This window comes from Actinokineospora guangxiensis (assembly GCF_042657845.1).
Lineage (GTDB): Bacteria > Actinomycetota > Actinomycetes > Mycobacteriales > Pseudonocardiaceae > Actinokineospora > Actinokineospora guangxiensis.
The window spans coordinates 212481-231200 of the sequence record NZ_JBHSKF010000005.1 but is presented as its reverse complement, the minus strand read 5'-3'; the positions used below and the strand labels follow the sequence as shown (position 1 = coordinate 231200).

Below are 18720 nucleotides of genomic sequence, written 5' to 3'. Positions count from 1 at the left end.
ATGGGCCCGCGGGAACGCTTGATCAGCAGCACGATCACCCTCATCCGCACGCGCGGCGTGGCCGCCACCGGCGTCGCCGACCTGCTCGCCCACAGCGGCGCCGCGCGCGGCTCCCTCTACCAGCACTTCCCCGGCGGCAAGACCGACCTGGTCGTCGCCGCGACCGAGGCCGCCGGGGACTACGTGCGCCGCCTCATCGAGCGCGTCACCGCCGACCGCTCCCCCGCCGAGGCGGTCGCCGCCCTGGTCGAGTGGTGGCGTCCCGCCCTCTCCGACGGCGGCGACGGCGCCAGCTGCCCGATCGCCGCCGCCGCCGTCGCCGAGGCCCCGGTCCGCGCCGCCGCTGCCGCCGCCTTCGCCACCTGGGAGGCGGCCCTGGCCCGTGCCCTGCACGGCACCGCCGACCCGGACTCCCTGGCCGCCTTCGTCGTCGCCGCCCTGGAAGGCGCGGTGCTGCAATCCCAGGCCGCGGGATCGATGCGCCCGCTGGAGAACGCCAGGGACAACCTCATGCGGCTGCTGCCCTCCTGATGCGAGACTGCCCGTCGGGGAGGAGGACACCGATGGCGCCACGACCGCTCGACCGCACAGCAGGCCACCCGCTCTGGCAGCAACTCCAGGACGACCTGCTCGCCCGACTGCGCCTGGGCGAGTTCACCCCGGGCTTCCCCGGCGAACTCGCCCTGGCCGACGACTACGGCGTCAGCAGGCACACCGTCCGCCAGGCCCTCCGCCAACTCCGCGCCGACGGCGTGATCACCGCCGAACGCGGCCGCCAGCCGAGGGTCTCCCCCGCCGCCGACATCGTCCAGCCCATCGGCGTGCTGTACAGCCTCTTCTCCTCGGTCGAGGAGTCCGGCCTGGCCCAGCGCAGCTCCGTCCAAACCCTGGGAATCCGCGCCGACGCGGTCGTGGCGGACCGCCTGGGCCTGGAGGGCTCCACCCCGCTGGTCCACATCGAACGAATCCGCTACGCAGGCGAGGACCCCTTGGCCATCGACCGCGTCTGGCTCCCCGCCGACCTGGCCGCCCCCATCCTCACCGCCGACTTCACCCGCACGAGCCTCTACGCCGTCCTCATAGCCAAGGCCGGAATCCGCCTGGACCGAGGCGAAGAAACAATCCGAGCCGTCCTCCCCACCCCCGCCGAACGCACCCACCTCAACATGCCCCCCGACCAAGCCGCCCTCTCCATCCACCGCTTGGGCTACGCCGCCGCCCGCAAACTCGAATGGCGCCACACCCTGGTACGCGGCGACCGCTTCGCCCTCAGCGCCGAAACCAACGCCGCCTACCGCCTAACCACCAGCTAAATCACCACGCGAGCCACACCCCACCCCCACCCGACAACGCCACCACCCCATCGGACACCCCCACACCACCACGGAACACCACCCCACGAACCCTAACTCACCATCACAGTAAGCGCGGCAGTCCGCAGAACCCCACCCACCCGAAACTCCAGAAACAACCGATACTCCCCCCGCTCGGCGAACGCCGCCCGAAACGTCAACTCACCATCCACCAGCGCCACCCCAGCAGGCTCCACCGGATGCAAATGCGTAGCAGACAACAACAGCGTATTGAACCCGGTCATATGCCCACTAGCCCCCAGATGCGGATCAAGACGCCGCACCGGAACCCCATCCACCCCCTCAATCCTCAACCGCAGCAAAGCGGCCGTCCGCACCGGAATCACCGACACCCCGCCCACCCGACTGACCACAAACCCATCCACCGGATCAGCGGAAACCGCAGGAGCCGGAACCGGCGTCAACTCCGTATCCCCCGAGATCGAGAACGGCACCCCCAACACGATCGGATGCGCCGGATCAGCCGAATCGAACGGAATGAACTCCACAAACATCCGATAAGCACCCCCATCCACCAGGTCGACCGACGTGTGCCAGGTATCCCCCCGCAACTCAGGATGCACATGCGAGAACACCGCCATGTCATCCCGCACCACAAAGAAGTGAATCTTCTTGGTCTGATTGACCTGGAAGTCGGTCACCGCCTTGCCGCCCACCCCGAGAACCCGAAACGCGACCTCCCTGTCCACCCCCCGCGACGACGGAACAACCACCGGATCAAGCCGATAACCGTTCTCGGCATCCGACAGCCCGTCACTGTGCGCCGCGGGAACAACCCCCATCGGCATCACATGGCCGGCAGGCGCGCCAGGACTCAGCACATACATCAGCAGCAGCCCGACAGCCACCACCCCGGCAACTCCGACCGCCACCCACTCATAAGCCCGCAACCGCACCGGAAACTCCTCACCACCAGCGGGGACCCGGGCGAACCCGGGCCCCCGACCAGCATCAGAACTGCAGGCTCCACGAGTTGATGTATCCCGTGTCCCCCCGGTACACATCCCGCACCTGGAGCTTCCAGGTCCCATTGGCCGTCTCGGACGACGCGTTCACCGTGTACGTCGCGACCACGTTGTCCGCCGAGTCCGAACTGCTGGAGTTCTTCAACCGGTAGGCGGTGCCGTCCGGCGCGACCAGATCGATCACCAGGTCACCCCGATAGGTGTGCCTGATGTCCACACCCACCTGCAGGTCCGACGGGGCGTTGCCGGACAGCCCGGTCACCGCGATGTTGCTCGCGACAGCCGCGCCCGCGTCCGGGATCGTGACGTCGGCCGGGTTCTCGAAGCGCTCGACGGGCTCGGGCTCGGACCCGCCCAGGTTCGGCCGGACCACGACCAGCCCCTGCTCGATCCCGTTGACGACCACGACGCCGCTGCCGAAGTACGGGTAGGTGCTCCACGCCCCGTTGAACTGCGCGCCGTCGGAGGACTCGTAGATGTCGAAGTACCCGACCTCGGTGAGCTGCCCGGCCCCGACGTTGGCCACGTCCAGGATGCGCAGCCCCGCCCGGTAGTTGGCCTGGTAGGCGTACCCGTCGCGGATGTAGAGGTTGTGGTCGATCGCCTGCGCGGGCGAGTTGTAGGTCCCGATGTGCACCGGGTTCTCCAGGTCCAGCAGGTCCCAGATGTAGGTCTTGGTGCGCTTGTCGGTGCCCCGCTGCTCGTCCAGCTCGTCATCGAGCAGGAAGTAGCGCTGGTCCTCGGTCAGCCACCCCTGGTGGGAGTACTGCGCGCCGCTGTAGCCCTTGCGCGAGATCTGCACCGGGGCCGACTTGGTGGTGACGTCGACGATGGTGAGGGTGTCCTCGTTGGAGTTGAAGCACAGCTCGCGGCCGCGGTGGGCGGTGTCCGGGCCGGTGTAGTTCACGCACTGGGTGTCGTGGGTGTAGCCGTCCTGGCTGACGCACCCGGCGTAGACCGGCGACTTCGGCGTGCGGATGTCGACCATGTGCGGGCCGCCGCTGCACGTGTTGGAGCCGATCGCGTAGGCGTAGCCGGTCTGCTCGTTGATCGCGATGTTGTGCGCCGGACCGAAGCGGGTGTAGAGGGTGTCGGCGCTGAAGGTCTGCGGCGTGGTGATCGTGCGCAGGCGGGTCAGGTCGAAGACCTGCATGCCGTGGCCGGAGATCATGTCCGCGACGATGAAGGCGTGGTCCTTGTAGACCTTCATGTCCCGCCACGTGCTGCTGCCGCCGTTGGACGGCAGGTTGCCGAGGTAGCGCGGGCTCGTCGGGGTGGAGATGTCCACGAACGACGTGCCGTTGGTGCGGCCGACGATCGCGTACTCCTTGCCGGACTGCGGGTCGGTCCAGCCCCAGATGTCGTTGCCGTTGCCGCCGCCGATGCTCGCCAGCGGCAGGACGCTGAGCAGGTCGACGTTCTTGCACGGGTACTTGTCGGCCTTGCCGTTGACGCACGGGACGCCGTTGGCGGTGCCGACCACCGGCGCGCGCCGGTCGGCGGGCTCGTGGTCGGCCATGAACTTCTGCATCGCCGCGATGCCCTCTGGCGTATTCGGGTCGTGCGCCGCCGCCGGGGTCAGCGACAGCGCCACGGCCGCGGCGGCGAGAACCGCCAATCCGGCCGAACGCAGGTATTTCATAGTGGGGACCTCTCGTGGAGTTATCCGGACGCGGTGCACGCCCGGACGCAGGGACTCCGTGGTCGCACGCGACCACGCCACGAGGGTAAGTTCGCAGCTCACGGCGGCGACACCGACGATCTGGCAAAGTTCCCCGGAATCCGGAGGAGAATTCACCAGTTGCCGGCTGCCGTCATCCGGCCGCAATTCACCGAATGGTCAGAACGGGGTCCGCGCGAGGAATCCGGTGACCACGTCCTCCGCGCCGAAGCGCTCGACCCGGCCGAGCGGGAAGCGGCGCGTCAACACCAGCAGCAGCTCGGCCGCCGGACCGCGCAGCGCCGCCGTGGCCGTGGTGTGCTCGGCCGTCCAGCGGATACCCGTCTCGTCGCGGAACACCGTCCACTCACCGCCGGTGTCGGTGGCGTGCAGGTGCAGGGAGGCGCCCATGTCGAGAGCGGGCGCGCGAGAGCCGGTGACCAGGCCCAGCCACTCGCCGACGCCGTCGGCGGCCAGCGCCGGATCGAGTTCGACGGGCAGGCCTGCCGCGATGAGGGCGTCGGCGGTGTGGACGACGGCCTCCTGCAGGCGCCTGCGCACCCACCAGGAGGCGACCTGCGGGCCGATGAACGTCCACACCGGGGCGCCCGGGGCGGCGGCGGCCGCCTCGATCAGCAGCGCGGGCGCCGCGGCCAGCCAGTCGAGCGCACCCGCGTGGTCGGCGGGCGGCTTGCCGTCGGCGACGGTGGCGGGGTCGACCGGGCCGGTCGACCGGGTGGACACGATCGTGGCGGCCCAGCGGTCGCCGCGGCCGACGTGGGTGAGCAGCTTGCGGAGCGTCCAGCCCGGGCAGGTAGGCACCGGCAGGTCCGGATTCGCCTCCGCGAGCACCGCCGTCAGCTGGGCGTTGCTCTGCTGGAATGCAGCCGCGTAATCCATGTGCACCAATCCATCCGTCGATGTGATCAGGACCACGATCCCGATCGTCCGATACGCCGGTTTAGCTACGTGTGAATGTCAGCCGAGTGGTTGATCACATCAATACATTCGTTCGGGTGAATGACCTTAACCGCCGAACACTGTTCGGAGTCACCGCGGGCGTGGCCGCCACAGCCGCCATCGCCCCCGCCATCGCCCCCGCCGCCACGGCGGCCCCGTCGGCCCCGCCATCCGGGGACCGGGCCGAAGAGTCCTGGCGAAAGCTCGCCAAGGGGAACAGACGCTTCGCCGAAGGCAGACAGCAGCACCCGCACGAGTCGCTTCGCTGGCGCGAGAGCCTGGTGAACGGCCAGGCGCCGTTCGCCGCCGTGCTCGGGTGCGGCGACTCGCGCGTCCCCCCGGAGCTGGTCTTCGACGAGGGCCTCGGCGACCTGTTCACCGTGCGCTCGGCAGGCGAGGTGCTCGACACCGCCATCATCGGCAGCATCGAGTACGCCGTCGAGCACCTGAACGTCCCGCTGGTCGTCATCCTCGGCCACGAGTCGTGCGGCGCGGTGAAGGCCACCATCGACACCGTCAACGGCAACGCCCACCTCACCGGCGACATCAGCGTGCTGGTCCGGTCGATCGAGCCCGCCGTCCGGGCCACCCCGGTCGACCCCGACCCCGCGCGCCACCTGGCCGCGTGCGTCGCCGAGCAGACCCGGCGCTCGGCCGCCTACCTGGTCGAGCGGTCGTCGATCATCCGCGAGGCGGTGGCCCACCACGGCGTGAAGGTGGTGCCCGCGACCTACGAGCTGCGCACCGGCAAGGTCACCCGCCTGGGCTAGTTCGTCAGCCCAGGCCCACGCCGAGGTCGAGTGCGGCGAGGCTGACGCGCTTCATCTCGGCCTTGTGCGCCATCGGGTCGGCCAGCGGCATGACCGCGTCGGACTCGGCGATGATCACGTGCCGGTCCAGCACGGTCGAGGCGAAGCCGCCGCGGCTGAGCCGGGGCAGGCCCGGCACGGTGGCCACGCCGTCGCGCAGCACGTCGTTGACGCTGCCGGTGCCGTCGGCGCGGACGAGGTCGCCCAGCCGGGCGGCGTCGTCCGCGCCGCGCATCCGCACCACGGCGACCGAGGTGTGCACGGTGCGGCCGTCGGCCGTGGCGGTGGTGAACAGCGCGCGGACGAGCTGCGCGCAGGGGGTCGCCCGCAGGAACTCCTTCGTCTGGCCGTAGGAGTGGGTGGAGCAGTCGCTGTCCAGCACGGCCTCGCGGGTCTCCTCGGCGCGCTGGAAGGCGAACTCGGCGGCGGGCGGCGGCGCCGCCTGCGGCGCGGGCTGCTCCTCATCGGCGGGCCACCACAGCATCGCCGCGCCCACGACGATCAGCACGAGCCCGACCGCGACGCCGAGCAGCAGTCCCCTGGACCGCTTGGGCTCCTTGGGCTGCGCGACGGGCGCGGTGCGCAGCGTCGCGGGCAGCTGCTCCGGCAGGGAGCTGACGATCAGCGAGCTGCGGTCGTCGGGTCTGGGCGGAAACTTCGGCAGGGAATCCGACACGCGGTAACCGTAGCCAATCCCCCACTTGGGTGACCAAAGACCCACCCAGTGGTCGCCGAACCGTCGCTCAGTCGCGCTTGGTGAGCAGGTTGGGGCCGAGGATCTTGCGCGCGACGCGTCGGGCCAGGCTCTTCTGCGGCCTCGGCGCGACCGGCTTGACCGCGGTGGGCGCATCGGCTTGCGCGGGTGCGCCCGGGGTGACCGGCGGGGCCGCGGCGGAAGGGGCGTCCGCGGACGGGGTGGCAGGCGGGTGGGTGGCTGCGGGGTGGATGGCAGCAGGGTTGCTGGCAGCGGGGTTGGTGGCAGCGGGGTTGGTGACGGTCAGCGCGGCGGCGGTCAGACCGGCGGCGGCCGAGGCGGCGGCGGGCAGGGCGGCGACCGGCGCGGGATTCGGCGTCGGGGACGGCACGGCCCTGGGCACCGGGGTGGGCCGCGGTGCGGAGCGCGGCTGCTCGGGAACCGCCGAGTCGGCGGGCTGCGGGGGGACCACCGGCAGCACGGAGGTGGCGATCTCGTGGGACGGCGGGAGCGTCCCCACCAGGCGAAGGCGGACCGTCGGGGGGTCGTGGGCGGGCAGCGGCTCGGGTTCGCGGCTGGCGGTCATGTCCCCCGATCTTGCCAGGCGTCCGTTCGGCTCATCCCCACCCCCCGGGACAACCCGGAGGTGGGCTTGGGCGATCCTGTCGCGGCTCAGTAGTGGTCACCACCGAAGAAGATCTCCTCCAGCTGGTCGCCGGTCCCGGCCAGCAGCGCCAGCGGGTCGGTGAACTCGTGCAGGTCGAGGGTGGCCAGCGGCAGCGAGTGCCGCAGCACCACGTGCTCGCCCATGATGGCCGCGCCGCAGGCCACCGTGGAGAGGCCGATCTCGGTGAGCAGGGCCGTCAGGTCGACCTCACTGGCCTTGCCGATGGGCGTGGCGATCTGCACCCACTCGTGCTTCTCGTCGAGCAGCTCCCGGACCAGGATCACCACCTGGGTGCGCTCGTCCTCCTCGTCCAGGTGCTCGAAGTCGAAGAGGATGCGGATCTCGTCCTCGGTCTCGGAGAGCACTTCGTACTCGTCCCGGACGTATTCGGCCAGCGCGGCCCAAGTCGACATGTGATCATGCTAATGCCCCGCGCGCGCGTCCTGTGCGGTGAGCGTGGCGAGCGCCTCGGTCAGGACGCCGAGGTCGGCGTGGTGCTCCGGCAGGAACACCGTCGGCAGCACCCGGGGCCCGAGCAGCGGGATCAGCCCGTGGTCGAGCACCCGGGCGTGCGCGGCGAAGGAGCCGACGGCGACCGGCAGCGCGGGCGCGTCGACGTCGAGGAACTCCAGGAGCGTGCGCAGCAGGCCGCTGGTGGCCGCCCGGCGCACGGCGGCGACGACCACCACCGCCTCCGGGCGCGCCCTGAGCAGGTCGGCGACCGGGGTGGGGTCGCGGCGCAGCAGGGCGCGGACGTTCAGGTCGCGGGTCAGGACCAGGCGCGCGTCCGGGACCCGCCCCGCGGCGAAGCCCGCGTACGCCGCGGCCGTGGGCGATCCGCCCGCCAGGATCAGGGTCGCCATGCCCCCAGCCTGTCCGGCCGTGCTGACACCGCACCGACACCCCTTGGCAAGATATATCGGCACGCGATATATTTCGCGTCATGAAGGGCATGTCGGAGCAGGCTTTCCTGGTGCTGACCGCGCTGGCGGAGGAGCCCATGCACGGGTACGCGGTCGTCCAGTCGGTCGACGCGCTCTCCGACGGGCGGGTGCGGTTGCGGGTCGGCACGCTCTACGGCGTGCTGGATCGCCTGGTCGGCGAAGGCCTGGCCGAGCACGACCGCGAGGAGGTCCACCAGGGCAGGCTGCGCCGGTACTACCGGTTGACCGACGCGGGCGTGCGCGCGCTGTCGGCCGAGGTGGCCCGGCTGCGGGCGAACGTGCGCGCCGCGTCGGCGGTCCTGCGGGCCAGGGACGCGCGGTGACCCGCCTGGAGCGCCGCTACCGCGCGCTGCTGGGCGTCCTCCCCCGCGATTACCGCGCGGAGCGGGAGGAGGAGATGGTCGGCACCTTCCTCGCCACCCGTCGCGGCGACCCGGACCTCGACGGCGAGTACGGCTGGCCGGGGTGGTCGGAGACGGCGGCGACGCTGGCGTTGGCCGTGCGGGTGCGCCTGGGCGGGTCCGTCGGGCTGATCGCGGCGCTCGGCCTGGTGTTCGGCGTCGCGGTGGCGGCCGCGTCGGCGGTGTCGCCCGGCTCACAGCCACTGTGGACACTGGCGCACCTGGCGTCGGCGGGCGCGCTGATCGCCGCGGCGCGCGGCGCCCGGGTGGAGACGGCGGTGCTGGCCGGCGTGCCGGTCGCGGTCGGGGTGCTCGCCATCGCGGTCGGCGCGGCGGGCGGCGCGCCCTGGGAACCGGTGCTGGCCGCGGCGCTGCTGCTGCCCTCGGTCGTCACGCTGCTCGCGCTGGTGGTGGATACGCCGCCGTCGGGAACGCGGTGGCTGTGGGCGGGCGCGGGCGCGGCGGCCGTGGGCGCGACCCTCCCCCTGGCCGGCCTCGACCCGGTCACCCTGGCCCCCGCCGCACTCGCGGCGGCGGCGCTTTTCGTTCCACGATGGACCGTTCTGGTCCTCGCCGCGGCCCTGCTCCCCTACGCGGCCCTGTCGGCCGCGCTGCCCGGCGGCCCCGTCCCGTGGCCGCTGCTCGGATTCGCCGCGACCGCCATCACGCTGACGTGGCGAGGAGTTCGGCTTCCTCGGCGGGCGTGAGCCCGGCCTGCCGCTGCCGGTCGAGCCCGCGAGCCCGCTCCTCGGCGAGCGCGGCGACGACGGTCTCGGCGAGCGGGCGCGTGCTCAGCCCGGCGGCGAACGACGGCGCGGGGTCGTGGGCGAACAGGCCGTAGTGCGACGGCGGCAGCCACAGTGGCATCGAGCGCGGCCCAGCCCGCGGCGCGACTCCCGCCTCCGCGAGCGCCGACGGGGCGATCGGCACGACCTCGGTACCCGGCGGGGCGACGAGGGAGCGCACCTCGGCGAGCACGTCCGCCAGCCGCATGACAGGTCCGACCGCGTCGTGGGTGCCGCTCTGGCGCCGCTCCCCGGCTCTGACGATCCAGGCCGCCAGGTCGCGGACGTCGATGTGCAGCACCGGCTGGTCGGGGTTGTCCGGCACGGCGACCCGCCCGCCGCGGGAGAAGCGGTTGGGCCAGTAGCCGAAGCGGTCCATCGCATCGCCCGGGCCGGTGATCTGCCCGGGCCGCGGGAAGAACGCGGGCACTCCGGCGGCGCGCACGACCTCCTCGCACGCGAGCTTGACCCCGCCGTGGACCTCCACCGACGTCTCGTCCAATTCGCTGTGCGGGGCGTCGACGACGGGCAGCAGGGGCGAGGCCGGCGTCTGGCCGAGCGCGGCGGGGTCGGCGTAGACGTTGACGCTGGACACGAACGTCCAGTGCCCGGTCGTCGGCGCCAGCACCTCGACCGCCTCCCGGACCCAGGCCAACCCGGATGGACCCGTTGCGCGCCAGGAGATCCGCCGCGGGCGAAACTCACAACAGCGCGCCCAGGGGCAGGATCACCGCGATCCCGACCACGGAGATCACCGTCTCCATGACCGACCAACTGCGAATCGTCTGACCGACCGTCAGGCCGAAGTACTCCTTCACCAGCCAGAAGCCCGCGTCGTTGACGTGGGAGAAGAACAGCGATCCCGCACCGATCGCCAGCACCAGCAGGGCGTTGTGGGTCGGGTCGAGGGTGGCGGCGAGTTCGGCGACGATGCCCGCCGCCGACACGGTCGCCACGGTCGCCGAGCCGGTGGCCAGGCGGATCGCGACGGCGACGAGCCAGCCCAGCAGCAGCGGGTTGAAGTCCGCACCCGTGGCCAGGCGGGTGACGACGTCGCCGACGCCCGCGTCGACCAACGTCTCCTTGAAGCCGCCGCCCGCGCCGACGATCAGCAGGATGCCCGCGATCGGCGGCAGCGAGCCCGCGAGGGTGTCGGAGAGCCGGTCGCGGCCGAAGCCCGCGGCGCGGCCGAGGGTGGCCAGGCCGAGCAGGACCGCCAGCAGCAGCGCGACGAGCGGATTGCCGACGAAGTCGAGCGCGGCGCGCACGGGGTCGCCCTCGGCCAGCAGGATGTCGGCCAGCGCCTTGCCCATCATCAGCACCACGGGCAGCAGGACGGTGGCCACGGTCGCGAAGAAGCTGGGCCGGGGCCGGTCTTCGGCGTCCGGGTCGGACTCCGGGATCAGGTGCTCGGGAGCCCGCGCGTCGGGCACGAGCCGGGCGGCGAGTTTGCCGAAGAGCGGGCCCGCGATGATCACCGTGGGGATGGCGACGAGCAGGCCGAGCGCCAGCGTCAGGCCGACGTTGGCGCCGAGGGCGCCCGCGGCGGCCAGCGGGCCGGGGTGCGGCGGCACGAGCCCGTGCAGCACGGAGAGCCCGGCCAGCGCGGGGATGCCGAGCATCATCAGCGGCTGCCCGGAGCGCTTGGCGACCAGCAGGACGACCGGGATCAGCATGACGAGGCCGATCTCGAAGAACAGCGGCAGGCCGATCAGCGCGGCCACCAGCGCCATCGCCCAGGGCAGCATCCGCGTGCCCGAGCGGTTGATGATCGTGTCCACGATCTGCTCGGCGCCGCCGGAGTCGGCGAGCAGCTTGCCGAGCATCGCCCCGAGGGCGATCAGCACGCCCACCGACGCGACCGTCTTGCCGACGCCGTTGCCGAAGCTGGTCACGATCTCGTCCAGCGGCATGCCCGCGACCAGCCCGAGCGCCCCCGAGCCGAGGATCAGCGCGAGGAACGGGTGCAGCTTGGCCCAGGTGATCAGCACGACGATCAGCGCGATGGCCAGCAGCGTGGCCACGATCAGCTGGGTGTCCTGGCCGCTCCAGGCGGCGGCGACGGTCACCGCAGCGCCGCCGCGGCCTCGGCCTCGGCGACGACGTCCTCGACCGGGGCGGTGACGTCCACCCGGTGGCCGGGCTCGTCGGACTCCAGCGGGTGCAGGTCGGCGAACTGCGAGGCCAGCAGGGACGGCGGCATGAAGTGGCCGGTGCGCCCGGAGAGCCGTCCGGCGATCACTTCTTGGTCGGCGTGCAGGTGCAGGAACCAGGCGGGACCGCCCGCGCGCAGCAGGTCGCGGTAGGAGCGCTTGAGGGCCGAGCAGGTGACCACGCCGCCGGTCTCGGCGTGCTCGCCGATCCAGGCGGCGATGGCGCGCAGCCAGGGCAGCCGGTCGGCGTCGGTGAGCGCGGTGCCGGAGGTCATCTTGGCGATGTTCTCCTCCGGGTGGAACTCGTCGGCCTCGGCGTACGGGACGCCCAGGCGGGCCGCGAGCGCGGTCCCGACCGTGGTCTTGCCCGAGCCGGACACACCCATCACCACGACTACGACCGCCATTGGCCAACCTCCCGGGTTCGGTGTCGTCGACCAGTGAAACGCACAAGTAATACTTAATCAAGCATTGGTCGTACTTTTACGCCCCACCCGGTAGATTGCCCGCACATGACCACCGGCATGCACGCGCGCGTCGTCGCGGAGCTGGGGGCGGAGATCGTCTCCGGCGCGCTGGCCCCCGGCTCGGTGCTGCGGCTGGAGAGCCTGCAGACCCGCTTCGGCGTCTCCCGCACCGCCGCCCGCGAAGTGGTCCGCGTCCTGGAGGCGCTGCGGCTGACCACCAGCAAGCGGCGCGTCGGCATCACCGTCCAGGCGCCCGACCGCTGGAACCACTACGACCCGCTGGTGATCCGCTGGCAGCTCGACGGCCCCGCCCGGCCCGCCGCGCTGCGCGTGCTCACCGAGCTGCGCCACGCGGTCGAGCCGATCGCCGCCCGCTGCGCCGCGACCAGCGCCACCCCCGAGCAGCGCGGCGCGCTGCGGGCCACCGCCCAGCGCCTGGCGGCCGCCACCGGCGACCTCGACGTGTTCCTCGGCCACGACATCGCCTTCCACGACCTCGTGCTGCGCGCGTCGGGCAACCCGATGTTCGCGCAGCTCTCCGCCGTCGTCGCCGAAGTGCTGACCGGCCGGACCGGGCACGGCCTCATGCCCGCCGAGCCGCACCCGCACGCCGTCGCGCTGCACCTGGAGGTCGCGGACGCCATCGCGGCCGGGGCGCCGGGGCGGGCCGAGTCGGCCATGCGGGCGATCGTCACCCAAGCGCACGCCGAGATCGCCGATCTGACGGGGAAAAGCCCCTAGAGTGCGGACCGTGATCCGTCGACTCGCCACGGCGACCATCGCCGCCGCCTTCGCCACCGTCGTCGCCACGGCACCCGCCTCGGCGCACGAGCGCCTCGTCAGCGCCGACCCCGAGCAGGGCGTCGCGCTCGACACCGCGCCCACCACGGTCACGCTGACCTTCTCCGGGAAGGTCGAGGCGAACGGGGAATCGATCCGCATCACCGGCCGCGACGGCACGGACTGGGCGGTCTCGGACGTGGCCTCCTCCGGCGCCGAGGTCACCGCGAAGGTGACAGCGCAGGGCCAGCCGGGCAAGCAGGTCTTGGCCTACCGGGTCACCTCAGCCGACGGCCACACCCTGACCGGCACCTACACCTTCGACGTCGCGGCCTTCGCCTCGACGACCACCACCCAGCCCACCACCCAGCCCACCACCACCCAGCCACCGAGCACCCAGCCACCGGCCACCCAGCCGACGACCGCAGCACAGCCGACCACCGCGGTCCCGGTCGCCGACAGCCCCGCCCCCGACGAGCCCGGCGGCCCCGGCGCGGTGCTGTGGATCGTGCTCGGCGCGGCCGTCGTCGCCGCGCTCGGCGGGATCGCCGCCGTCGTGTTGAAGAAGCGGCGCGAAGCCGCCTAGAGAACCAGCGAGTCCGACCAGAACCGGCCCTCGCGCCCACTGAGCGCGTCCAGCAATGAGACTGTCTGCCCGTCGGTCAGCGACGCCACGAAGTCGATGACCGCGCGCCCTCGGGCCAGCGCGGGCACGCTCACCTCGCGGCCCTCGGCCCCGACCAGCGTCCGCGGGTTGTCCTCGGCCAGCCGCGCGTACTCCGCGTGCGCCAGCTCGACCAGGTCGAAGAGCCGCCGGGGCAGCCGGTCCGCCTCGAACGGGTCGGCCAGCCACTCGTGCAGCGCCGAGACCAGCGAGGTCAGCAGGCGGGCCTGGCCGCGCTGGTGCAGGGCCAGGTCCGGGCGCAGCAGCACGAACCGGCGGTGCACGAACTTGAGCACCTGCACCTCGTGCCACTGGTCCCTGGCCAGCAGCACGTGCCCGGAGCGCGTCGGCGGGTCGGCGATGACGTGCACGCCCGCGACCAGCCGCCGGGTCCAGCCGGTGGAGAACGCGCCGAAAGCCTGCTCGGCGTCGACCGAGCCGTCGAACGGGACGGCGAGCAGCGCGTCGACCAGGTGCTCGCGGACGCGGGTGACGGCGGCGGCGAAGGCGTCGTCGTCGACCATCCAGCCGTCGCGGCTGTGCAGCCTGCGACGCAGCGCCTCCAGCGAGCGGCCGGGCCTGCGCCGGTCGGCGGCCAGCTGCACCTCCGACAGCCGGGCGAAGTCGGCGCGCTGGCGCTCCCACTGGCCCAGCTCGGCCGAGACCGGGGCGTGCTGCAGGACGCCGATGCGGTGGAAGTCCTCCAGGTCGTGGATCGCGTAGGCGATGTCGTCGGCGTTGTCCATCACCGAGCACTCGACGGTCTGCTGCCAGTCGGCGACCTTGCCGCTGAAGACGGCGCGGCAGTCCAGCAGGTCGTCCAGCTCGGTGACGTAGGCGGAGAACTTCACCGACCCGGTTCCGGGCGCCTCGCGCGGCTCGGCGGCCCCGCGCGGCGGGTCGGCCATGGTCATCGGGTGCGGGGTGGGGTGGGTCAGGCGCGTCCACGGGTACTTGAGGACGGCCGCGCGCACGGCGGCGGTGAGGTCGAGTCCGGCGGCCTTGGGCCCGCGGGTGTCGGTGGTGGTGACGATGCGGAAGCTCTGCGCGTTGCCCTCGAACCCGTCGGGCAGGCCGAAGCGCTCGCGGGCGATGCGGTCGAGCACCTGCTCGCCGAGGTGCCCGAACGGCGGGTGCCCGAGGTCGTGGGCGACCGCGGCGGCCTCGACCACGTCCGGGTCGCAGCCGCCCAGATCCGCCACCAGCGGGTTCTCGGCCAACCGCTCGGCGATCGCCCTGGCCACCTGCGCGACCTTGAGGCTGTGGGTGAGGCGGTTGTGCAGCAGGCCGGACCCGCCCGCGGTCACCACCTGCGTGACGCCGCCGAGCCGGGCGAAGAACGGGGAGGCGACCAGCCGGTCGCGGTCGCCGCGGAAGGGCGTCGCGGCGAGGTCCCCCGGCGCGGGACCGGGGTCCCGGCGGCCTGCGCGGTCGTGGTCGGACATGCCGGTGAGCCTATTGCCGCGCGCCCCGGCCCGGCGTGGTGGGATCGAGCGGTGGAGGCCTACGACGCGGTGATCGCCGGCGGCGGACCGGCGGGGTGGGCGCTGGCCGCCGCGTGCGCGCGGCGCGGCCTGGCCACCGCGCTCGTCGCGCCGAGGCCGGACGCGCCCTGGCCCGCGACCTACGGGCTGTGGGCCGATCAGGCCGTCGGCCTGCCCGCGGTGGTGGCCGCGAGCGAGGTGCGGGCGGCGGGGCGGGTGCTGGAGCGCGGGTACCGGGTGCTCGACAACGCCGCGACGCTCGCGGCGTGGATGTCGTGCGGGGTGGAGGCGGTCCGGGGCTCGGCCGTCCGGGGATGGGTGGGCGGCGGGGTGAGCGCGGTGCGGCTCGACACTGGCCGGGAGCTGCGCGCGCGGGTGGTCGTCGACGCGACCGGACACCACAGGCGCCTGAGCGGGGGCGTGCGCCCCGCGACGCGCGTGGAGCAGACGGCGGCAGGCGTGATCCTGCCCGCCGACGCGGCGGCGGCGTTCGCGCCGCCGGGCGGTGCGGTGTTCATGGACGGCTGGGACACCGCCGACGGCGTGGCGACCTTCCTCTACGTGGTTCCGTTGCCCGGCGGGCGCACCCTGGTCGAGGAGACCTCGCTGGCCGCGCGCCCCGGCATCGCGCTCGGGCTGCTGCGCGAGCGCCTGGCGAGGCGGCTGGACCGCGCGGGGATCGACGCGCGGGACGCGGCCGTCGAGCACGTCCGCTTCCCCATGGACGTGCCGGTGCGCGGGCGCGGGCCGGCGGTGCCGTTCGGGGCGGCGGCGGGGATGGTCCACCCGGCGACCGGCTACAGCGTCGGCGACGCGCTGGCCGCGGCACCCGCCGTCGCCGAGGCGATCGAGCACGGCCCGGCCGCGGCGCGCTCGGCGATCTGGCCCCCGGCCGCCCGCGCGGTGCACGCGCTGCGCGCGCACGGCCGCCGGGTGCTGCTGTCGCTGCCGCCCGCGGAGGTCCCGGAGTTCTTCGAGCTGTTCTTCGCCCTGCCCGCCCACCAGCAGCGCGCGTTCCTCAGCGGCCGCACCGATGTCGCCGGCACCTCGGCGGCGATGGCGGCGCTGTTCGCGGCGGCCCCGTGGCGGCTGCGCAGGCGGCTGGCAATTCTTCGCCAGCCTCCGATGAACTCTTCGTGACGAGCCGCGACCCCGCGCCCCGCCGGGGGCAGACTGGCCGGGTGACTGTGCTGCCGAGCGTCCAGTTCGCGTTCCAGCCGCTGCTCAGCACCCGCACCGGCGAGCCGGTCGCCGTCGAGGCGCTGCCCCGCCCCGAGGACGGCACGGTCTACGACCTGCTCCGGCACGCGGCCAGGATGGGCAGGCTCACCGAAACCGACATGGCGCTCGCCGTCGACGCGATCACCGCCTGCGCCGACCCGCTTCCCCTGCACGTCAACATCTTGGCGGCCACCGCCGCCCGCGCCGAGGAGTTCCTGCGCCTCCTGCGCCCCGCCCTGTCGCGCACCGGCCGCCAGGCCGACACCGTCGTCCTGGAGATCACCCCGCCGTTCAGCCGGGTGCGCCGCGGCGCGCTGGTGCGCGGGCTCGATGTGCTGCGCGGGCACGGTTTCGGCCTCGCCTTCGACTCCGTCGGCGACGGGGACCTGCCCATCAGCCTGCTCACCGACGTCCGCCCCGACCTGGTGAAGGTCGACGCGCGGCTGGTCGCCGGCCTGCCCGACGACGACGCGTGCCTGGCCGCCGTCGAACTGCTGGCCCAGTACTGCGCCCGCGTCGAGGCGCGCCTGGCCGCCGTCGGCGTGGACGACGAGGACATGCTGCTGCGCCTGCACCGCGCGGGCGTGCGCCTCGTGCAGGGCGACCTGCGGCTTCCCGGAGGTGTGGCGCCCACCCAGTTCGCCGAGCCTGCCGCCCGCGTCCCCATGGTCGCCGATTTCCTGCGCCCCGCCCCCACCCTGCCGCAAGACGCCCCCGCCGACGCCGCCCGCGAACTGTTCGCCGACAACCCGACGATCACCGCGATCGTCCTGGTCGACCCGCGCGGCAGACCGGTGTCGGCCGTCTCGCGCAGCCGCTTCCTGCTGGCCGTCACCGGCCTCTACGGCCACGCCCTCAACGCCAACCGCCCCGCCGCCCGCCACGGCGAACCGCCCCGCACCACCCCCGTCGACGCCACCGGCCTGCAACTGCTGGAAGCCGTCGACGACGGCGACTGGGACCGCTCGGGCGGCGACGTGGTGGCCGTGGACGCGACCGGGGTCTGCCAGGGCGTCGTCCGCCTGGGCGAGGTCGTGCGCGCGGTCGCCGCCGCCCGCATCGAACAGGCCGCCGCCCTCAACCCCCTGACCCGCCTCCCCGGCAGCGGCGCCCTCGACCGCGACGTCGACCGCCGCATCCACCGGGGCGAACTGTTCGTCGCCGCGTGGCTGGACGTGGACAACTTCAAGTCCGTCAACGACACCGCCGGCTTCGCCGCGGGCGACGACCTGATCCGCACCATCGGCCGCGAACTCTCCCGCGCCCAGACCGACCTCCCCGGCATCCGAGTGGGCCACGTCGGCGGCGACGACTTCCTCGTCGTCGCGGGCGCGGAGGAGATCTCCACGGTCGCGGGCCGCGTGGTCGACCGCCCGTGGTCAGCCGAGGGCATCCCGGTCAGCCTGTCCTTCGCAACCCTGGTGTGCGCCCCGGGCTCAGTCACCTCCTACCGCGACGTTTCCCGCCTGCTGGCACCGGTGAAGCGCCACGCCAAGTCCGTCCCCGGCCCCAGCTGGGTCTTGGCCCACGCGGGCAGCGACCACGTCGAAGTGCTCCATGGCCGCCCTCCCCTGTCCCCGACGAGGGTCGCGGGCTGAGGTCACCCCTGGCCCGACGTGGTGGCGTCGGGGCCAGCCACTTCGCTTTCCACAGGTGAGTCCGCGCAGAACCGCACGCGCCGGTACTGGCTGATGTCGAACCCTGCGGGCCAGACAGTGCCGGCATCCACCTTGACCCCATCCAGCTTGGCACCGTCAAGGATCGCCTCGGCCAGGTCAGCTCCACGAAGGTCGGACTCGCGAAGGTCGGCACCACTGAGGTCCGCGCCGCTCAGGAAGGCTCCGTTGAGATTCGCCTGAAGGAGACTCGCATCCACGAGTCGGCACCTACGGAGGTCCGCCGACTTCAAGTCGCAACCGTCCAGTCGCGTTCCCTCCAGCCACGAACGCGCCAGGTTCGCGTACCGGAGCTGGGTGTTGACCAACCGCCTTCCCCGATAGAGCTGGACGCCGCGAAGATCCACTCTTGACAGGTAGAGCTTCGGGTCGACGGGAAACTCCCGTCGCGCCCTTGGAGCAGGCAACCTTCGAGCCAGGACCCCCACCGCCGCCTGGATGTCAGGGGCAAGGATCTGCAACCATGGCCGCTCCTCAACGACGACGGTGGGGTGCACAGGACCACCAGAAGAACCGACGTGCCATGGTGCGTGGTTGCGCACGAAGGCGGCCAACGTGAACTGCACCGCCGTGCGGTCGGCGGGGGAATTTCGAGCGATGCGTTCGAGCGCGTACACGGCCCCAATGCGGACGTCGACGTTGTCGTTGCCGAGTTGCTCGATCGCGCGCGTGAAGCGGTCGGTGATCTGCCCCTCGCGATTGACGTGAACTTGCCGCCACGTGGCAGCGGCACCGGCGATCACGAGCAACCCAGCGGTCAGTTGCAGCAACGTGGAGCGGACGCTGTTCTGCAATTGGGCTTGAGCCTGCTGTAGCTGGATCCGAGTTTCGGCGCTGGAGACACCACGTAGGTCGGCCTCAGACAGCATCGGATAGATCGACTGCGGCACTACCGCGACACTGACTATCACGGCGCACAACAGAACAAGGACACTGGCGACGATGCCCAGGACCATCCGCTGCGTCACCAGAACCAACTCCCTACGACCGGCGCCTCTGGCCACCAGGGCTTGCTGA

Annotated in this window: 21 protein-coding genes; 9 read left to right on the top strand and 12 right to left on the bottom strand. The window is 72.7% G+C overall.

Translation table 11 applies throughout. The features are described 5' to 3' along the window. Together ACFPM7_RS13520 and ACFPM7_RS13515 are read left to right on the top strand one after the other, a co-directional pair. On the top strand, window positions 1-531 hold the full coding sequence (locus tag ACFPM7_RS13520) for a TetR/AcrR family transcriptional regulator (RefSeq protein ID WP_378247653.1): 531 nt from the start codon (window positions 1-3) through the stop codon (window positions 529-531). Window positions 532-563: 32 nt separating this feature from the next. Next, a complete protein-coding gene (locus ACFPM7_RS13515; RefSeq protein WP_378247651.1) occupies window positions 564-1313 on the top strand; it encodes a GntR family transcriptional regulator in 750 nt (249 codons plus the stop codon). 92 nt (window positions 1314-1405) lie between these two features. Here the strand turns inward: ACFPM7_RS13515 and ACFPM7_RS13510 are convergent, their stop codons facing one another. From ACFPM7_RS13510 to ACFPM7_RS13500, 3 genes are all read right to left on the bottom strand, one after another. Next, window positions 1406-2269: a hypothetical protein gene (locus ACFPM7_RS13510; protein WP_378247649.1), complete on the bottom strand. Its 864-nt coding sequence runs from the start codon at window positions 2267-2269 to the stop codon at window positions 1406-1408. A 55-nt stretch (window positions 2270-2324) separates the two neighbouring features. Continuing rightward, a complete protein-coding gene (locus ACFPM7_RS13505; RefSeq protein WP_378247647.1) occupies window positions 2325-3980 on the bottom strand; it encodes a choice-of-anchor B family protein in 1656 nt (551 codons plus the stop codon). Between the two features lie 198 nt (window positions 3981-4178). Next, window positions 4179-4898 (bottom strand): maleylpyruvate isomerase family mycothiol-dependent enzyme, encoded by a 720-nt coding sequence (locus ACFPM7_RS13500; RefSeq protein WP_378247645.1) that lies wholly within the window; start codon window positions 4896-4898, stop codon window positions 4179-4181. Window positions 4899-5014: 116 nt separating this feature from the next. Here ACFPM7_RS13500 and ACFPM7_RS13495 point away from each other — a divergent pair, with 116 nt between their 5' ends. Further along, window positions 5015-5728 carry a carbonic anhydrase gene (locus tag ACFPM7_RS13495; RefSeq protein ID WP_378247643.1) on the top strand — a complete coding sequence of 238 codons (714 nt, stop codon included), beginning with the start codon at window positions 5015-5017 and terminating at the stop codon, window positions 5726-5728. Window positions 5729-5732: 4 nt separating this feature from the next. On the opposite strand, the gene ACFPM7_RS13490 is transcribed toward ACFPM7_RS13495, so the two are convergent. The 4 genes from ACFPM7_RS13490 to ACFPM7_RS13475 form a co-directional block, all read right to left on the bottom strand. Continuing rightward, entirely contained in the window at window positions 5733-6443 is a 711-nt protein-coding gene (locus ACFPM7_RS13490; protein ID WP_378247641.1) for a hypothetical protein, read from the bottom strand. 67 nt (window positions 6444-6510) lie between these two features. Then, window positions 6511-7047: a hypothetical protein gene (locus ACFPM7_RS13485; RefSeq protein ID WP_378247639.1), complete on the bottom strand. Its 537-nt coding sequence runs from the start codon at window positions 7045-7047 to the stop codon at window positions 6511-6513. 86 nt (window positions 7048-7133) lie between these two features. Beyond that, window positions 7134-7541, bottom strand: coding sequence for a type III secretion system chaperone family protein (locus ACFPM7_RS13480; RefSeq protein WP_378247637.1), 408 nt, complete (start codon window positions 7539-7541; stop codon window positions 7134-7136). A 9-nt stretch (window positions 7542-7550) separates the two neighbouring features. After that, window positions 7551-7991, bottom strand: coding sequence for a hypothetical protein (locus tag ACFPM7_RS13475; protein WP_378247635.1), 441 nt, complete (start codon window positions 7989-7991; stop codon window positions 7551-7553). A gap of 80 nt (window positions 7992-8071) precedes the next feature. On the opposite strand from ACFPM7_RS13475, the gene ACFPM7_RS13470 reads away from it, so the two are divergent. Both ACFPM7_RS13470 and ACFPM7_RS13465 read left to right on the top strand, forming a co-directional pair. Continuing rightward, window positions 8072-8395: a PadR family transcriptional regulator gene (locus tag ACFPM7_RS13470; RefSeq protein WP_465251838.1), complete on the top strand. Its 324-nt coding sequence runs from the start codon at window positions 8072-8074 to the stop codon at window positions 8393-8395. Next, window positions 8392-9180 carry a hypothetical protein gene (locus ACFPM7_RS13465; protein WP_378247633.1) on the top strand — a complete coding sequence of 263 codons (789 nt, stop codon included), beginning with the start codon at window positions 8392-8394 and terminating at the stop codon, window positions 9178-9180. The genes ACFPM7_RS13470 and ACFPM7_RS13465 overlap by 4 nt, the downstream gene beginning before the upstream one ends. Here the strand turns inward: ACFPM7_RS13465 and ACFPM7_RS13460 are convergent. From ACFPM7_RS13460 to ACFPM7_RS13450, 3 genes are read right to left on the bottom strand one after another with little or no spacing between them, the layout of a single operon-like run. Continuing rightward, window positions 9137-9913 carry a Rossmann-fold NAD(P)-binding domain-containing protein gene (locus ACFPM7_RS13460; RefSeq protein ID WP_378247631.1) on the bottom strand — a complete coding sequence of 259 codons (777 nt, stop codon included), beginning with the start codon at window positions 9911-9913 and terminating at the stop codon, window positions 9137-9139. The two genes, ACFPM7_RS13465 and ACFPM7_RS13460, sit on opposite strands and share 44 nt — an antisense overlap. A gap of 46 nt (window positions 9914-9959) precedes the next feature. Beyond that, on the bottom strand, window positions 9960-11327 hold the full coding sequence (locus ACFPM7_RS13455) for a GntT/GntP/DsdX family permease (protein ID WP_378247629.1): 1368 nt from the start codon (window positions 11325-11327) through the stop codon (window positions 9960-9962). Continuing rightward, window positions 11324-11818 carry a gluconokinase gene (locus ACFPM7_RS13450; RefSeq protein WP_378247627.1) on the bottom strand — a complete coding sequence of 165 codons (495 nt, stop codon included), beginning with the start codon at window positions 11816-11818 and terminating at the stop codon, window positions 11324-11326. Before ACFPM7_RS13450 ends, ACFPM7_RS13455 begins: the two co-directional genes overlap by 4 nt. A gap of 105 nt (window positions 11819-11923) precedes the next feature. On the opposite strand from ACFPM7_RS13450, the gene ACFPM7_RS13445 reads away from it, so the two are divergent. Both ACFPM7_RS13445 and ACFPM7_RS13440 read left to right on the top strand, forming a co-directional pair. Further along, window positions 11924-12619, top strand: a complete 696-nt coding sequence (locus ACFPM7_RS13445; protein ID WP_378247625.1) for a FadR/GntR family transcriptional regulator — start codon at window positions 11924-11926, stop codon at window positions 12617-12619. A 10-nt stretch (window positions 12620-12629) separates the two neighbouring features. Continuing rightward, window positions 12630-13244 (top strand): copper resistance CopC family protein, encoded by a 615-nt coding sequence (locus ACFPM7_RS13440; protein WP_378247623.1) that lies wholly within the window; start codon window positions 12630-12632, stop codon window positions 13242-13244. Here the strand turns inward: ACFPM7_RS13440 and ACFPM7_RS13435 are convergent. Then, on the bottom strand, window positions 13241-14767 hold the full coding sequence (locus ACFPM7_RS13435) for a deoxyguanosinetriphosphate triphosphohydrolase family protein (RefSeq protein ID WP_378247621.1): 1527 nt from the start codon (window positions 14765-14767) through the stop codon (window positions 13241-13243). The two genes, ACFPM7_RS13440 and ACFPM7_RS13435, sit on opposite strands and share 4 nt — an antisense overlap. Before the next feature lie 51 nt (window positions 14768-14818). Between ACFPM7_RS13435 and ACFPM7_RS13430 the strand changes: the two genes are divergently transcribed. Beyond that, window positions 14819-15946 carry a lycopene cyclase family protein gene (locus ACFPM7_RS13430; protein WP_378247619.1) on the top strand — a complete coding sequence of 376 codons (1128 nt, stop codon included), beginning with the start codon at window positions 14819-14821 and terminating at the stop codon, window positions 15944-15946. A gap of 41 nt (window positions 15947-15987) precedes the next feature. Beyond that, on the top strand, window positions 15988-17625 hold the full coding sequence (locus tag ACFPM7_RS13425; protein WP_378247617.1) for a GGDEF domain-containing protein: 1638 nt from the start codon (window positions 15988-15990) through the stop codon (window positions 17623-17625). A 2-nt stretch (window positions 17626-17627) separates the two neighbouring features. On the opposite strand, the gene ACFPM7_RS13420 is transcribed toward ACFPM7_RS13425, so the two are convergent. Continuing rightward, the gene (locus ACFPM7_RS13420) at window positions 17628-18671 is read right to left on the bottom strand and encodes a pentapeptide repeat-containing protein (protein WP_378247615.1); all 1044 of its coding nucleotides are present in this window, start codon (window positions 18669-18671) and stop codon (window positions 17628-17630) included. Window positions 18672-18720 lie beyond the last annotated feature (49 nt).

Bases quoted from the DNA above. Each gene is read 5' to 3' on its own strand.
- ACFPM7_RS13520 (WP_378247653.1), top strand. From the start codon at position 1: ATGGGCCCGCGGGAACGCTTGATCAGCAGCACGATCACCCTCATCCGC.
- ACFPM7_RS13480 (WP_378247637.1), bottom strand. From the start codon at position 7,541: ATGTCGACTTGGGCCGCGCTGGCCGAATACGTCCGGGACGAGTACGAA.
- ACFPM7_RS13450 (WP_378247627.1), bottom strand. From the start codon at position 11,818: ATGGCGGTCGTAGTCGTGGTGATGGGTGTGTCCGGCTCGGGCAAGACC.
- ACFPM7_RS13445 (WP_378247625.1), top strand. From the start codon at position 11,924: ATGACCACCGGCATGCACGCGCGCGTCGTCGCGGAGCTGGGGGCGGAG.
- ACFPM7_RS13485 (WP_378247639.1), bottom strand. From the start codon at position 7,047: ATGACCGCCAGCCGCGAACCCGAGCCGCTGCCCGCCCACGACCCCCCG.
- ACFPM7_RS13435 (WP_378247621.1), bottom strand. From the start codon at position 14,767: ATGTCCGACCACGACCGCGCAGGCCGCCGGGACCCCGGTCCCGCGCCG.
- ACFPM7_RS13470 (WP_465251838.1), top strand. From the start codon at position 8,072: ATGAAGGGCATGTCGGAGCAGGCTTTCCTGGTGCTGACCGCGCTGGCG.
- ACFPM7_RS13475 (WP_378247635.1), bottom strand. From the start codon at position 7,991: ATGGCGACCCTGATCCTGGCGGGCGGATCGCCCACGGCCGCGGCGTAC.
- ACFPM7_RS13515 (WP_378247651.1), top strand. From the start codon at position 564: ATGGCGCCACGACCGCTCGACCGCACAGCAGGCCACCCGCTCTGGCAG.
- ACFPM7_RS13505 (WP_378247647.1), bottom strand. From the start codon at position 3,980: ATGAAATACCTGCGTTCGGCCGGATTGGCGGTTCTCGCCGCCGCGGCC.
- ACFPM7_RS13500 (WP_378247645.1), bottom strand. From the start codon at position 4,898: ATGGATTACGCGGCTGCATTCCAGCAGAGCAACGCCCAGCTGACGGCG.